Source organism: Nonomuraea rosea, from assembly GCF_039539705.1.
In the GTDB taxonomy this organism is placed as follows: Bacteria; Actinomycetota; Actinomycetes; order Streptosporangiales; family Streptosporangiaceae; genus Nonomuraea; species Nonomuraea rosea.
This window is the reverse complement of the sequence record NZ_BAABDQ010000038.1, coordinates 95,960-110,385: the sequence shown is the minus strand read 5'-3', so window position 1 is coordinate 110,385 and position 14,426 is coordinate 95,960. Positions and strand designations below refer to the sequence as shown.

Here is a 14,426-nt window from a genome sequence, read left to right as displayed (position 1 = left end):
AAGACCCAGCAGCACGAGGGTTGAACGTCAGTCCTGCGATCAGGTACGGCGCCGGGGGCGGTGGCGTCGTCAGGCGCCGGACGTGAAGGCGGCGTGCCCGGTCTTGGCGTCGGCCTCCGTCAGGAAGTCGCGGGCCGCCAGCCAGGCCGCCGCGCCGGCCGCGTCGCCCGCCGTGGTGATCCGCTCGCCCGCCAGCCGCTCGACCACGGCATGACGCACCGGCCCCTCGCTGGTCAGCACGCTGCCCGCGAGCACCACCGGGCCGGACACGTGCACTCTCCTGAGCGTGGCGGCCAGGTGGTCGGCGGCCGCGTGCGTGATCTTCACCGCTTCGGGGTCGCCCGCCTCGGCGGCCTGGCTGACCAGCGTGGACAGGGCGGCCAGGCGCATGTGGTCGGCCTGCGCCAGCCGGACGATGCGGTCGGCGGCGGCGCGCGGCGTGGCGGGCCGCTCGCCGCCGAGGAAGTGCGCTCCGACGAGCGCGGCCAGCGAGGCGCCCGCCGCATCGAGGGCTTCGACGGGCAGGAGAGCGGGGTCCAGGGCCTCGACGGGCAGGAGGCCGCGGTCCAGGGCGTCGACGACGACCCTGGCGCCCTCGCGGCCGATCCAGAAACCGGAGCCCGCGTCGCCCAGCAGCCACCCCAGCCCGTCGGCGAGCACGTCGAGCCGGTGGTCCACGAACCTGGCCGCCACCGCGCCCGTACCGGACAGCAGGAGGGAGCCGTCAGGCTCCGGCGACCCCGCCGCGTACGCGATCGGCACGTCGCCCACGTACCGAGGCTCCTCGGCGATCCCGTGGGAGGCCCAGGACTTCGCCAGCTCGGGCACCATCTCCGCGACGTGCCCCGCGACCCCGGCCAGCGACGCGACCACCAGCGGCCCGCCGCCGGGCGGGAGCGCCGCCTCCAGCGCCGCGCTGATCGCCGCCACCGCCTTGGCCAGCCCGTGGGCGGTCGGGTTGCCCGCCCCGGCCCGCGCGTAGCCCACTCGCGTGCCGTCGAGCGTGTGGACGGAGACTCGCGTGGAGGTGGCACCGGCATCGACACCGACGACTAGCGATTGCGTCACGGTCCGAGTCTGGGGGTTGACGTGGCCGGGAAGCAAGAATAATTTTCGCCAGAAGACCGAGTATCCGGAAGGAATATTCGTGACTTCAGGAGCCCTCGGGCGCGTAGAGACAGAACTACCCGGCTTGCCGGAGGCACTGCGCAGAGTCGGCGAGGTGATACTCGGCGACCCGGCCGAGGCCGCGCGGTCCACCATCATCGCGCTGGCCGAGCGCGCCGGCAGCTCACCCGCGACCGTGACCAGGTTCTGCCGGGCGTTCGGCTTCTCCGGCTATGCCGAGCTGCGCGTCGCGCTGGCCACCGAGACCGGCCGGGCCGCGCAGGCGGGCTGGGGCGCGGGCGTCGGCCACGAGATCGGCCCCGACGACCCGCTCGACGCGGCCATCGAGGTGATGGCGGCGGCCGACACGAGACTCATCCAAGACACCGCGGCACAACTCGACCTCGGCATCGTCGCCCAGGTCGCCGACGCCATCGTGGCCGCCCCCCGTGTGCTCCTCGTCGGCGTCTCGACCAGCGGGAACGTCGCCACGATGTTCGAGGGACGGCTGCGCCGCATCGGCATCCCCGGCTGGAGCGCGGGCGACGCGCACGTGGCGCTGTCGGAGGCGGCCCTGCTGAAGGCGGGCGACGTGGCCATCGGCATCAGCCACCGGGGCCGTACACGGGAGGTCATGGAGGCGCTGGCGGAGGCCGCCAGCCACGGGGCCACGTCCGTGGCGGTCACCTCGTTCGCCCGCTCGCCGCTGGCCGAGCTGGCCGATCTGGTGCTGACCACCGCCAGCAGGGAGACCACGTTCAGGCTCGGCGGGCTGGCCGCCGTCCATTCGCAGTTGTTCGTGCTGGACGCCGTGTACGTGGCGGTGGCCCAGCGGACCTACGAGCGCACGAACGAGGCGTTCGAGCGCACGATCAGCGCCGTGGAGAGCCACCGGATGGAAAGAGGCTGAATGACGTACGCATCCAAGGTCCTCGATCTGGCAGCCCAGGCCGCGGAGCGCCAGGCGGACCGGGTGAGCGAGGCCGCGGCGCTGCTGGTGACCTCGATCAGGGCGGGCGGCGTGGTCAACGCGTTCGGCTCGGGGCACTCCGAGGCCATCGCCATGGAGATCGCCGGACGGGCCGGCGGCCTCGTGCCGAGCAACCGCCTCTCGCCGAAGGACCTCGTGCTGTACGGCGGGCAGCCCCCGAGCGTGCTCACCCCCGAGCTGGAGCGGGACCCGGCCGTCGCCCACCAGATCTACGACCTGGCGCCGGTCGAGCCGCAGGACGTGTTCGTGCTGATCTCCAGCTCCGGCGTGAACGGCACGGTCGTCGAGCTGGCCACGATCGTCAAGGAACGCGGCCATCCCCTGATCGCGGTGACCTCGGTCGAGCACAGCACCCGGATGACCTCCCGCCATCCGTCGGGCGGCAAGCTGCTCGACCTGGCCGACGTCGTCCTGGACAACGGCGCGCCGTACGGGGACGCCATCCTCGACCTGCCCGGCGGCGGCAGCTACGGTGCGGTTTCCACGATCACCTCCGCGCTGCTCGCGCAGATGGTGGTCACGGAGGCGGTCGACGCGCTCGTGGCACTGGGCGAGACCCCTCCCATCTACCTGTCGGTCAACGTCACCGGCGGCGACGAGCACAACAAGGCGCTGGAGAGCCGCTACACAGGGCGCATCCGGCGCGGATCATGACAAGTCAGGAGTAGAGACAATGCCTAACACCCCCCATATCTCCAGGCGTGAGCTGCTGCGCGGAGCCGCGCTCGTACCCGTGGCGGGCGCGCTCGCCGCCTGCGCCACGCCGGCGTCCAAGCCGGCCGCCACAGCGTCGTCCGCGCCGGTGGCGACCAGCGCGGCCAACCCGTTCGGCGTGGCCGCCGACAAGCCGCTGGAGGTGTGGATCTTCGACGGCGGCTTCGGCCAGGACTACGCCAAGAACATCCACCAGCCGCTGTTCAAGACCAAGTACGCCGGCGTCGAGATCAAGCACAACGCGACCAAGGAGATCACCAAGGTTCTCCAGCCGCGCTTCGCCGGCGGCAACCCGCCCGAGGTGATCGACAACTCCGGCGCCAACTTCATGGACTTCGGCGCGCTGGCCCAGGACGGCCAGATGCAGGATCTGACCCCGCTGCTCGACGCGCCCTCGTGGGACGACCCGGCCACCAAGGTCAGGGACACCATCGACCAGTCGGTCATCGACATCGGCACCTACGACGGCAAGTTCAGCGTCCTCGGGTACGTCAACTACATCCACGGCATCTGGTACTCGCAGAAGGTCTTCAAGGACAACGGCTGGCAGATCCCGAAGACCTGGGACGAGTTCCTCAAGCTCTGCGAGACCATCAAGAAGTCCGGCAAGATGGCGCCCTTCACCTACGCCGGCAAGTTCCCCCAATACCTCTACGAGCCCCTGCTGACCATGGCCGCGAAGATCGGCGGCAGCGAGGTGCTGGTCAACATCGACAACCTCGAGGACGGCGCCTGGACCACCGAGGCCATGAAGACCGCGGCCACCGCCTGGGCCGAAGTGGGCGCCAAATACCTGATGGAGGGCACCACCGGCCTCGACCACGTGCAGACCCAGACCGCCCAGAACAAGTACAAGGTGGCCATGCTCCCCTCCGGCTCCTGGCTGGAGAACGAGCAGAAGACCACCACCCCGGCCGACTTCGAGTACGGCATGTTCCCGATCCCCGACTTCACCAGCTCGGACAAGATGCCGTACGGCACCCTGCACACCCAGCCGGGCGAGAACTTCATCGTCTCCTCCAAGAGCGCCAACCCCCAGGCGGGCATGGAGTACCTGCGGGCCATGCTGTCGAAGAAGGCGGCCGGCGACTTCAGCGAGCTCGTCCGTACCGTGACCGTGGTCAAGGGCGCGAGCGACGGCCGCCAGAACTCGCCGGGCGTCGCGAGCGCCTCCAAGGCGGTCGCCGACGCGGGCGCGAACGCCCTCTACTACCGCTGGCAGACCTGGTACGGCCCGCTCAAGGACGAGGGCATCGCCGCCACCGGTGAGCTGATGTCCGGTGGCCTGACGCCGGACAAGTACCTGGAGCGGATGCAGAAGAAGGCCGACGAGATCAAGAACGACTCCTCGATCAAGAAGTACAAGCGCTGATGATGTTCAACAGGTATCGCCGTGGGCTGTTCATCACCTCGTTCCTGGCAGCCCCGGTGATTCTCTACCTGGTGTACGTGATCTCCCCGTACCTCCAGGCGTTCTACATCGCGATGACGGACTGGCGCGGCGTGACGGCCACGCCGACCTTCATCGGCCTGGACAACTTCCAGCGGCTCTTCAGCGACAGCACGTTCTGGAAGGCGGTCACGCACAACGGCGCGCTGCTCGTGCTGCTGCCGCTGATCACGATCGTCATCGCGCTGTTCTTCGCCTTCCTCCTCAACGTGGGCGGGCCGGCGGGCGTGTCGGGGATCCGCGGGTCGAAGTTCTACCGCGTGGTGTTCTTCTTCCCGCAGGTCCTGGCCGTCGCGGTGGTGGCGGTGCTGTTCCAGCAGGTGTTCAGGCCGGACGGCAGCGGCATGCTGAACGGGCCGCTGATGGCGCTCGGCATGGACCCGGTCGGCTTCCTGTCGAATCGCAATGTGGCGTTCTGGTCGGTGCTGGGCGTCATGGTGTGGCAGGCGGTCGGCTTCTACGTCGTGCTGTTCTCCGCCGGCCTCGCCTCGATCCCCAGGGACATGTTCGAGGCGGCGCAGATCGACGGGGCGAGCCGGCTCAGCCTGTTCTTCCGCATCACGCTGCCGCTGCTCTGGGACACCGTCCAGGTGGCCTGGGTCTACCTGGGCATCCTGGCGCTCGACGTGTTCGCGATCGTGTGGGTGATGACCGACCAGCACGGCGGCCCCGACTGGTCGACCACGGTCATGGCCGCCGAGATCTACCGCAACGCCTTCCAATACTTCCGCTTCGGCTACGCCTCGGCCCTCGGCGTGGTGATGTTCTTCTTCACCGTCGGCTTCGCGGTCCTCTCGCTGCGTTTCTCGCGGCGCGAACGAATCGAGTACTGATGACAACGATGATCTCCTGGACAGTGGCGAACTCGCGTAAGCTCGCCCGCCAGGAGCGCAGACGACGGCTCGGCCCGCTCGGCATCCTGACGCACATCGCGCTGCTGGTGTGGACGCTGCTGGTGATGGTGCCGATCCTGTGGACGTTCCTGGCCTCGGTGAAGAGCGAGGACGAGATCTTCGGCGACGCCTGGTCGCTGCCCGCCTCGCTGCGCTGGGACAACTTCGCCAGGGCCTGGGAACAGGCGCACATCGGTCAGTACATGCTCAACAGCGTCATCGTGGTGGCGTTCAGCACGTTCGGGACGATGCTCATCGGGTCGATGGCCGCGTACGTCCTGGCCCGTTATCCCTTTCGCGGCAACCGGGCGGTCTACCTGCTGTTCGTGTCGGGGCTGGCCTTCCCGGTCTATCTGGCGCTGACGCCGCTGTTCTTCGTCGTGCAGAACATGGGGAACGTGCCGTTGGTCGGCCCGTTCATCGGCCTGAACACGCACGCGGGGCTGGTGCTGGTCTACATCGCGTACTCGATGCCGTTCACGGTCTTCTTCCTGTCGGCCTTCTTCCGCACGCTGCCGACGGCGGTGGGGGAGGCGGCGATGGTGGACGGGGCCTCGCACACGCGGGTGTTCTTCCAGATCATGCTGCCGATGGCCAGGCCCGGCATCATCAGCATCACGATCTTCAACATCCTGGGCCAGTGGAACCAGTACCAGCTCCCGCTGGTCCTGCTCCAGGAACGCGACAAGTGGGTGCTCACCCAGGGCATAGCCGACATCTCCACCGCCGCCGGATATGACCAGGACTGGTCGGCCCTCTTCGCCGCCCTGACCCTGGCCATCCTGCCCATGCTCATCGTCTATACCGTCTTCCAGCGGCAGATCCAGTCCGGCCTGACCTCGGGGGCGCTCAAATAGCTCGCATGCCCGGCATGCCGGGCTTAGGCTGCGGAATGTGACTGGCGACATCCGCGCGTTGCTGTCCCGCCATCTCCCCGACTACCGGGTGCGTTCCCTCCGCCGGCTCGGCCGCGGCCTCGACAACACGGTGTACGAGGTCAACGACGAACTGCTGGTACGGACGAGCAAGGCGGCCGATCCCCAGACGACCCGGCAGGAGGTCGCCCGCCTGGCCGCGGTCAGGGAGCTGTCCCCGCTGCCGGTCCCGGAAGTGGTCTTCGCCGACGAGGAGTCGGGGGTGATCGCGTACCGCAAGCTCCCCGGCGAACCGCTCAGCCGGCAGCTCCTGGACGACCCCAAGCGGCTGGCCGAGCCGCTGGGCGGCTTCCTCGGCGCCCTGCACGGGATCTCGCCGGGCCGGATGCGCGAGCTGGCGCCCCTGGACCTCTACCCGGCCCCGACCCTCCTCCAGGACGCCGAGCTCGACTACCGCGACGTCGAGCAGCACGTCCCGGAGGCCCAGCGGCCCCTCGTGGAGCGCTTCCTCCGGGACACCCCGCCGGACGAGCCGCGCACCCTCCGCTTCTGCCACAACGACCTGGGGGCCGAGCACGTGCTGGTGGACGTCAGGACCAGCTCGATCACCGGCGTCATCGACTGGACGGACGCGGCCGTCACCGATCCGGCCCACGACTTCGCCCTGATCTACCGCGACCTGGGTCCCGAGGTCTTCGAACTGACGGTGTCGCACTATGAGTTCGAGCTGGACGAGGAGGATCGGGCGCGGGTGCTCTTCTACGCCCGCTGCGCCCTGATCGAAGACCTCGCCTACGGGCTCAGCACGGGCCCGAGCCACTACGCCGACGCCGCCCTGTCCCACATCCCCTGGACGTTCTCGTAGGTCACGCCACTGCCACCCACCCTTGCCCTCCTGGGTGGTGGACCGGCGGAGCCCGCCCCGAGGCGCCTGCGGCGCTCTGGTGCTCACCCGTTACCTGGTTACCGGGTGGGCCGGCGGGCTCCACAGCCCAAGTGGTCGTCACGTGGAGCGCTTCGTCCATGAGGGCGGCCACTCTGGTATCGATCTGAAGGAGCATCGCGCGGAGGAGAGCTGGGCATGACGAGTTACGTGCGGTGGAAGGACATTCGCACCGAATATGTGAGGCGTGCCGGTGGCGAGGAAGCCGTGGCAGCGGGCAAGCAGGAGCTCCTGGCCCAGGTTCAGGAGCACCGGCCGGCCGAGACCGTAGCCGAGTGCTGACTCAGCGGGCCCTGGCCGGACGAATGGGAGTCACCTGACCCCGGGAAAACGGCTCGCGGCGGCCGCGTGATACCTGGTTTGCTGCCTGCATGACCTCTGCATGGGTGGGCGAGCGCGTACGCCTGCGCGCCACCGAGCCCGAAGACTGGGAGGCGTTCCACTCCTTCGAGGAAGACTCCGACGCGGTCAGGAACAGCTGGCGCCTGCACCCGCCCTCCTCGGCTGCCTACGCGAAGAAGCGGGCCGCCGAGGAGGCCGAGCGGCAGCCCGACCTCGACGCCCCCGAGCTGGTGATCGCCACCAAGGACGACAACGCCCCCGTCGGGTCTATCGTCGCCCATCACACCGACCGCGACCACGGCACCTTCTGCTACGGGATCAGCATCGGCACCGCCCACCACCGCAAGGGCTACGCCAGCGACGCCATCGTCCTCCTGCTGCGCTTCATGTTCTTCGAGCGCCGTTATCAGAAGGCCGAGGCGTGGGTCTACAGCTCCAACGACGCGTCGCTGGCGTTGCACCGGCGGCTGGGGTTCGTGGAGGAGGGCCGCCGGCGCAGGAGCCGCTACGCCAACGGCCGTTATGACGACGAGTTCCTGTTCGGCATGACGATCGAGGAGTTCACCGAGCTCTACGCGTGAGCGGCCCGTTCCGCCGCAGCACGGGCCCAAACTGCCTTGTCTCACCTGCCCTGGACGTTCTCTTAACGCTCGGCACGACCCGGCTGGTGCGCGAGGATTCCTGCGGGTGACTCCGCTTCCGTCGTACTCTGGTGGCATGAAAGGCGGTGTCATGAGTGCTCAGCCCGTTCACGGAGGTGCGGCGGACCATCCGAGAGTGCCGAGGACCATCGGCGGCATCTCTGACGCGCTAAGGGGAAGCCGTCGCGCCCAGTTCTTCGCCGAGCTGCTGGAAGCTCAGCAGGGCCCGGAGTTGGATGGTGTGCTGATGGCCTGGTGGGGCCGTGCGATGCTCGACACCGATCCTGAGCGTGATCGTGTGCGCTCGGCAGCCGAAGCAGGATCCCTGCCGACGACGACTATGGAGGAGATCTCCCGTCGACGACAAGAGCGCGGCGCTCAGTGAACGATGACGACCTCTGGCCTGTCGTCCCCTCGGAAGTCGTCGCCGAGATTCTCGCCGACCCGCGAATCTCGGCTGAGGTCTTTTCCACCGTAGTCGCACTCACGGTGGCGATCTGTGAAGACCCGTGGTTGCCGGGAAGCGAGCAAGTCGGTAGCGACCCGGACTGGCGGGAGATTCCGATCCCCAAGGGTTGCGGCATTGCGGAGTACCGCGTCGACAGGAAGAACCAACAGGTAATCCTCACCCGCGTGGTTCTGTTCTGATTCACGGCCGCTCGCGGCGGCCGCGTGAGGCCTGGTTCGGCGGCGGCACTCGCCCTCCTCGGCCGCCTACGTGAAGCGGGCCGCCGAGGAGCCGAGCTCTACGCGTGAGCGGCTATCCGCCCAGTTCCGCGCGCAGCTTCCGGGTGGCGGTGACGACGTTCGCCAGCGATGCCTCCACCTGCTCGTACGTCCGCGTCTTCAGCCCGCAGTCCGGGTTCACCCACACCCGCTCCGCCGGCAGCGCCGCCAGGGTTCGCCGCAGCAGGTCCTCGACCTCCGCCGCCCCGGGCACCCGGGGTGAGTGGATGTCGTAGACGCCCGGCCCGAGCCCGCGCCCGAACGTCTCCACCGCCCCCAGGATCCGCGCCCCGGAGCGGGCGGACTCGATCGTGGTCACGTCCGCGTCGAGCCCGTCGATGGCGGCCAGGATCTGGTCGGCGTCCGAATAGCACAGGTGCGTGTGGATCTGAGTACGGTCGCCTGCCCCCGAGGTAGCTCGCCGGTACGCCGCCACCGCCCACTCCAGGTAGTCCTCCTGCGCGGCCCGCCGCAGTGGCAGCAGCTCGCGCAGGGCGGGCTCGTCCACCTGGATGATCGACACCCCGGCGGCCTCCAGGTCGCGCACCTCGTCCCTGACGGCGTCCGCCACCTGGAACACCACGTCGCGCAGCGGCAGGTCGTCCCGGACGAACGACCAGGCGACGATCGTGACGGGCCCGGTGAGCATGCCCTTGACCGGCTTGTCCGTGAGCGACTGGGCATAGCCGGCCCAGCGCACGGTGATCGGCGCGGGACGGCTGACGTCGCCGTGCAGGATCGGCGGCCGGGTGCAGCGCGACCCGTACGACTGGACCCATCCGTTCGCGGTGACGGCGAACCCGTCGAGGTGCTCGGCGAAGTACTGCACCATGTCGTTGCGTTCGGGCTCCCCGTGCACGAGCACGTCGAGGCCGAGCCGCTCCTGCACCCTGATGGCCCGTTCGATCTCGGCCTCGACCTGCCGCTCGTAGCCGTCCTGCGACAGGGTGCCCGCGCTCACGGCGGCCCTGGCCGCGCGCAGCTCGCCGGTCTGCGGGAACGACCCGATCGTGGTGATCGGCAGCGTGGGCAGCCGCAGGTGCCCGGCCTGGGCGGCGGCCCGCAGCGCGTACGGGCTGCGCGACTCGGGCACGACCGGCGCCGGCAGAGCCACGGAGGGCCCGGCGGGCGCGGAGCCGTGGAACCCGGTCCGCGCCAGCGCCACCACCTCGGCCACCTTCTGCTCCGCGAACGCCAGCCGCCCCCGCAACGCGGGATCGAGCGCCGGCTCGGCGGCCACGTCGTAAGGCACGTGCAGCAGCGAGCACGAGGTGCTCACCACCACGTCGTCAGCCGGTACGGCGGCCAGCGCGGCCAGGGCCCGCTCCGGCGCGGTGCGCCACACGTCGCGCCCGGACACCACGCCCGCCACCACGGTCTTGCCCGACAGGTCGATGACGGGGACGCCGCCGCGCACCAGGTCCACCCCGATGGCCTCCACGGGGGTGCCGGCCAGCACCGGCAGCGCCGTACCGAGGTCGCCGAAGTAGGAGGCCACGAACAGGCCGGGCCGCGTGCCGAGCCCGCCCAGCCGGTCGTAGGCGGACTTGAGCGCGGCCAGCTCGTCCGGCGTCCTGTCGCCCACCAGCGCGGGCTCGTCGAGCTGCACCCACTCGACCCCCTCGGCGGCCAGCGCGGACAGCAGCTCCTCGTAGCAGCCCAGCACGTCGTCCAGCCGGTCCAGCGCGGACCCCAGCAGCAGGAACGTCACCGGCCCCACGACGACGGGCCGCGTCTCGTAGCCGAGCGCCCGCGCCTCGCGCACCTCGGCCAGCGGCTTGGCCGCGTCCAGCTTGAACACGGTGTCCGGCCCGATCTCCGGCACGATGTAGTGGTAGTTCGTGTCGAACCACTTCGTCATCCGCAGCGGCGCCAGCCCCTCGGTGCCCCTGGCCATCGCGAAATAGGGGTCGGCCGCGTCTCGATAGCGCGACGGCACCGCGCCGAGCAGCACCGCCGTGTCGAGCACCTGGTCGTACAGCGAGAACGTGTTCGACGGCAGCCCTTCCAGCCCCAGCTCGGCCAGCCGCCGCCAGGTCCGCTCCCTGAGCTCGGCGCCTGCCTGGTCGAGCTCGGCCCGGCTCGACCGCCCGTCCCAGTACGACTCCAGCGCCCGCTTCAGCTCCCTGCGCGGCCCGATCCGCGGGTACCCGAGCACAGTGGACCTGGGGAATGGGGACATGATCGTTGACTCCTCGATGTCGTTCGGCAGATCGCTGCATCCTGCCGAGCACTCCGAACCTCGTGCATCATGTATTGGTGCTGCTTATGCAGAAGGAGATGCACTGCTTCGCCGCGGTCGCCGGCCGGCTCAGCTTCTCCAAGGCCGCCGCCGACCTGGGGATGTCCCAGCCCGCCATGAGCCAGGCCATCATCAGGCTCGAACGCGCCGCCGGGGTCAGGCTCTTCGACCGGACCGCCCGCGAGGTGCGGCTCACGGCCGAGGGGAAGGCGCTGCTGCCGTACGCGGAGCAGGCGATCGAGGCGGCCCGCGCGTTCACCACGGAAGCGGCCCGATTGGCCCGGCCGACCATTCACCTGGCTTATCCACCGTTGGTCGGCGCGCTGGCGGCGCGGATCGCGCGGCGGCTGGCGGGGCGCAGCCCGGCGATCGGGGTGGAGCTGCGGGCGGCGGGACGCGGCACGGCCGCGCAGGCGCTCGCGAACGGTGAGGTCTCGGCCGCGATCCTGGCGACGCCGGCGCCCGCGCAGTTCGTCACGGCGGCCAGGTTCCACGTCACCGTCGATCACCTGGCCGTCCCCGCCGGGCACCGGCTGGAGTCCAGGACCAGGGTCGAGGGGGCGGAGCTGGGCGGCGAGGTGCTGCTCTCGCCCGGCAGCCGGCCGTGGGCGGGCCTGCCCGGCCGCTCGCGCACGGTGGCCGACGACGACTTCGCCGCCGCGCTCGACCTGGTGGCGGCGGGCGCGGGGCTGCTGCCGATCCCGCAGCTGCTGGCACGGACCATCAGGCGGGAGGACGTCCGGTTCGTGCCGCTCGACGCGGGCGACCTGCGCATCACGTACGCGCTGGCCTGGTCGAAGGAGCGCGTCACGCCCGAGCTGATGGCCCTGGTGCAGGCCGTTCAGGACGCCTTGTGGACGAGGTGACGAGCCAGGTCACGGGCTAGATCACGGGCACGTTCTTCAGTGCCTCGCGGCGGCTCAGGCCCGTGATCCCCTTCGCCTTGACGTAGCGGATCACCTCGGAGGGGTTGGTCTTGGCGTATTCGCGTAACGCCCACCCGATGGCCTTGCGTGCGAAGAAGTCGTTGTCCGACAGGCTCGGCTCGATGCACGCGAACAGCAGGGCGGTGTCGGTGCGCTGCTTGAAGCGGTTTTGGCAGAGGATCGCGGTGCGGCGCTTCCACAGGTCGTCGTGGTGCGCCCACTCCAGCATGAGCGGGCGCATCGAGTCGGGGAAGGCCGTCAGCAGGGCGCCCATCCGGTGCGTGGCCAGCTCGTCCACCAGGTCCCACCAGGCCCCTGTGACGATCATCTCCTCGTACATCGGGACCGTGTAGAGCGTCTGGAACTCCCGGTAGAGGTGATAGCCGGACAGCTCGACCGCGGCGTAGCGCTCCTCGCGGTATTCGGCCTCGCGCCACAGCGACAGCACCGCCCGCCGCCATTCGGGCGCGCTGTCCAGGCGGTGGTCGGCGAACACCCGCTTGAGCGCCGTGCGCCGCGGCACCGCCTGGACGCCCAGGAACGGCATCGTCGACTTCATGTAGGCCCGCATGGCCTCGGCCTTGCCCGGCTCGGCCACAGACTGCAGCGCGAGCCGCACCGCCTTGCCGAGGCTCATCCCTTTTGAGTGGAGCGCTCGCCCGTGGCGAGCCCGTCGAAGAGCACGGTGATGTAGTGCTCGGCCAGGCCGCTGGTGTTGAGCCGGCCGCCGGGGCGGAACCAGCGCACCGCCACCCAGATGGTGTCGCGGATCATCCGGTAGGTGAGCTTGGGGTCGACGTCGGACCTGAACAGCCCGGCCGCCTGCCCGGCCTTGATCTGCTGCACCCAGATCTGCTCGACCTCGTCCTCGGCCTTGACCAGGTAGTTGAACCGCTCGAACTGCCGCAGGTAGTTCCAGTCGTTCTGCATCACCGTGATCGCCGCCCGGTGCGGCTCCAGCGTGCCGAAGCCGATGCGGACCATCTCCGACAGCACCGTGCGCGCGTCGGCGGTGGTGTCGAGAGCCGCGCGGTAGCGGGCGATGAGGTCGTCGAGGAAGGTGGACAGCACCTCGTCGACGATCGTCTCTTTGGAGTCGAAGTGGTGGTAGAGACTTCCGGAGAGGATGCCCGCCTCGTCGGCGATCTCGCGTACTGTCGTGGCCTGGAAGCCCTTGCGCGCGAAGAGCTCCGCGGCGAGCTTGACGAGGTGGTCGCGGCGCTCGGACGCCGGCCCCGATGAGGTCGCGCGCTGGCGCTTAGCCGGGGTGGTGGCTGTGCCGGAGTTCTTTCGCGTGGTCACGTCACCATTATGAGCCCTCAGACAATCGCTTGTTCACCTAACCGGCCCTGCTCATGTGCCATTCCGCTGTATACCAAGCGCTTGCTACGATGCCGGGATGAGCGAGGCCTACATCGTCGGTGCCGTCCGCACCCCCATCGGGCGCAGGAACGGCGGCCTGGCCCTGGCCCACCCCGCCGATCTGGGCGCGCACGTGCTCAAGGAGCTGATGGGGCGGGCGGACGCCGATCCGTCGGCCGTCGAGGACGTGATCTTCGGCTGCGTGGACACGATCGGGCCCCAGGCCGGGGACGTCGCCCGTACGTGCTGGCTGGCGGCCGGGTTCCCCGAGGAGGTGCCCGGCGTCACCATCGACCGCCAGTGCGGCTCCTCGCAGCAGGCGCTGCACTTCGCCGCCCAGGCCGTGCTCTCGGGCACGAACGACCTGGTGGTGGCGGGCGGCGTGCAGAACATGAGCATGATCCCCATCTCCTCCGCGATGCTGGCGGGCCGGCCGCTCGGCCACGAGACGCCGTTCTCCGGCTCCAAGGGCTGGGCCGAGCGGTACGGGACGCAGGAGGTCTCCCAGTTCACCGGCGCGGAGCGGATCGCCGCCGCCTGGGACGTCTCGCGCGAGGAGATGGAGCGGTACGCGTACGAGTCGCACCGCCGGGCCCTGCACGCCATCGACGCCGGATATTTCCGGCGCGAGATCGCCCCTTACGAGGGCGTCGCCACCGACGAGGGCCCGCGCAGGGACACCACCCTGGGCAGGATGGCCGGGCTCAAGCCGCTGACGGACGGCGGCCGGCTCACCGCCGCCCTGGCCTCGCAGATCTCCGACGGCGCCGCCGCCCTCCTGGTCGCATCGCCCAGGGCGGTGGAGGAGCACGGCCTGACGCCACGCGCCCGCGTCCACCATCTGTCGGTACGCGGCGCGGACCCGATCATGATGCTCTCCGCCCCGATCCCGGCCACGGTCCACGCGCTCGGCATGACCGGCATGTCGATCGGCGACTTCGACGCGATCGAGATCAACGAGGCCTTCGCGTCCGTCGTCCTGGCCTGGATCAAGGAGACCGGCGCCGACCCCGCCAAGGTCAACCCGAACGGCGGCGCGATCGCCCACGGCCACCCGCTCGGCGCGACCGGCGCCGTGCTGGCCGTCAAACTGCTGCACGAACTGGAGCGCACGGGCGGGAGGTACGGGCTGCAGACCATGTGCGAAGGCGGAGGACAGGCCAACGTCACCGTCATCGAACGGCTCGGCACCCCCGGCCCTGCGTCACCATGAG

16 protein-coding genes are annotated in these 14,426 nt (G+C 70.0%); 12 read left to right on the top strand and 4 right to left on the bottom strand.

Annotated features, from left to right (window positions below; translation table 11 throughout):
- Positions 1-69 precede the first annotated feature (69 nt).
- The gene (locus tag ABEA43_RS51915) at positions 70-1,068 is read right to left on the bottom strand and encodes an N-acetylglucosamine kinase (protein WP_345573814.1); all 999 of its coding nucleotides are present in this window, start codon (positions 1,066-1,068) and stop codon (positions 70-72) included.
- A gap of 79 nt (positions 1,069-1,147) precedes the next feature.
- Between ABEA43_RS51915 and ABEA43_RS51910 the strand changes: the two genes are divergently transcribed.
- The 10 genes from ABEA43_RS51910 (at position 1,148) to ABEA43_RS51865 (ending at position 8,604) form a co-directional block, all read left to right on the top strand.
- Complete coding sequence (locus ABEA43_RS51910; protein ID WP_345573812.1) at positions 1,148-2,017, top strand: MurR/RpiR family transcriptional regulator; 870 nt, start codon at positions 1,148-1,150, stop codon at positions 2,015-2,017.
- Positions 2,018-2,752, top strand: a complete 735-nt coding sequence (locus ABEA43_RS51905; RefSeq protein ID WP_345573810.1) for a sugar isomerase domain-containing protein — start codon at positions 2,018-2,020, stop codon at positions 2,750-2,752. It abuts the gene before it with no gap.
- A 19-nt stretch (positions 2,753-2,771) separates the two neighbouring features.
- Entirely contained in the window at positions 2,772-4,184 is a 1,413-nt protein-coding gene (ngcE, locus tag ABEA43_RS51900; protein ID WP_345573808.1) for an N-acetylglucosamine/diacetylchitobiose ABC transporter substrate-binding protein, read from the top strand.
- Complete coding sequence (locus ABEA43_RS51895; protein ID WP_345573806.1) at positions 4,184-5,095, top strand: carbohydrate ABC transporter permease; 912 nt, start codon at positions 4,184-4,186, stop codon at positions 5,093-5,095. Before ngcE ends, ABEA43_RS51895 begins: the two co-directional genes overlap by 1 nt.
- Positions 5,095-6,012: a carbohydrate ABC transporter permease gene (locus tag ABEA43_RS51890; RefSeq protein WP_345573804.1), complete on the top strand. Its 918-nt coding sequence runs from the start codon at positions 5,095-5,097 to the stop codon at positions 6,010-6,012. Before ABEA43_RS51895 ends, ABEA43_RS51890 begins: the two co-directional genes overlap by 1 nt.
- Before the next feature lie 37 nt (positions 6,013-6,049).
- The gene (locus ABEA43_RS51885) at positions 6,050-6,895 is read left to right on the top strand and encodes a phosphotransferase family protein (RefSeq protein ID WP_345573802.1); all 846 of its coding nucleotides are present in this window, start codon (positions 6,050-6,052) and stop codon (positions 6,893-6,895) included.
- 216 nt (positions 6,896-7,111) lie between these two features.
- Positions 7,112-7,255 carry a hypothetical protein gene (locus ABEA43_RS51880; RefSeq protein ID WP_345573800.1) on the top strand — a complete coding sequence of 48 codons (144 nt, stop codon included), beginning with the start codon at positions 7,112-7,114 and terminating at the stop codon, positions 7,253-7,255.
- An 89-nt stretch (positions 7,256-7,344) separates the two neighbouring features.
- Complete coding sequence (locus ABEA43_RS51875; RefSeq protein ID WP_345573798.1) at positions 7,345-7,896, top strand: GNAT family N-acetyltransferase; 552 nt, start codon at positions 7,345-7,347, stop codon at positions 7,894-7,896.
- Between the two features lie 196 nt (positions 7,897-8,092).
- Entirely contained in the window at positions 8,093-8,341 is a 249-nt protein-coding gene (locus tag ABEA43_RS51870) for a hypothetical protein (protein WP_345573796.1), read from the top strand.
- The gene (locus tag ABEA43_RS51865) at positions 8,338-8,604 is read left to right on the top strand and encodes a hypothetical protein (protein WP_345573794.1); all 267 of its coding nucleotides are present in this window, start codon (positions 8,338-8,340) and stop codon (positions 8,602-8,604) included. Before ABEA43_RS51870 ends, ABEA43_RS51865 begins: the two co-directional genes overlap by 4 nt.
- A gap of 112 nt (positions 8,605-8,716) precedes the next feature.
- Here ABEA43_RS51865 and metE read toward each other — a convergent pair whose 3' ends face one another.
- Complete coding sequence (metE, locus tag ABEA43_RS51860) at positions 8,717-10,864, bottom strand: 5-methyltetrahydropteroyltriglutamate--homocysteine S-methyltransferase (RefSeq protein WP_345573792.1); 2,148 nt, start codon at positions 10,862-10,864, stop codon at positions 8,717-8,719.
- An 86-nt stretch (positions 10,865-10,950) separates the two neighbouring features.
- Between metE and ABEA43_RS51855 the strand changes: the two genes are divergently transcribed.
- Positions 10,951-11,790 (top strand): LysR family transcriptional regulator, encoded by an 840-nt coding sequence (locus tag ABEA43_RS51855; RefSeq protein WP_345573873.1) that lies wholly within the window; start codon positions 10,951-10,953, stop codon positions 11,788-11,790.
- Between the two features lie 16 nt (positions 11,791-11,806).
- Here the strand turns inward: ABEA43_RS51855 and ABEA43_RS51850 are convergent, their stop codons facing one another.
- Entirely contained in the window at positions 11,807-12,487 is a 681-nt protein-coding gene (locus ABEA43_RS51850; RefSeq protein WP_345573789.1) for a DNA alkylation repair protein, read from the bottom strand.
- A complete protein-coding gene (locus tag ABEA43_RS51845) occupies positions 12,484-13,152 on the bottom strand; it encodes a TetR/AcrR family transcriptional regulator (RefSeq protein WP_345573787.1) in 669 nt (222 codons plus the stop codon). The genes ABEA43_RS51850 and ABEA43_RS51845 overlap by 4 nt, the downstream gene beginning before the upstream one ends.
- A gap of 97 nt (positions 13,153-13,249) precedes the next feature.
- On the opposite strand from ABEA43_RS51845, the gene ABEA43_RS51840 reads away from it, so the two are divergent.
- Entirely contained in the window at positions 13,250-14,425 is a 1,176-nt protein-coding gene (locus ABEA43_RS51840; protein WP_345573785.1) for an acetyl-CoA C-acetyltransferase, read from the top strand.
- Position 14,426 lies beyond the last annotated feature (1 nt).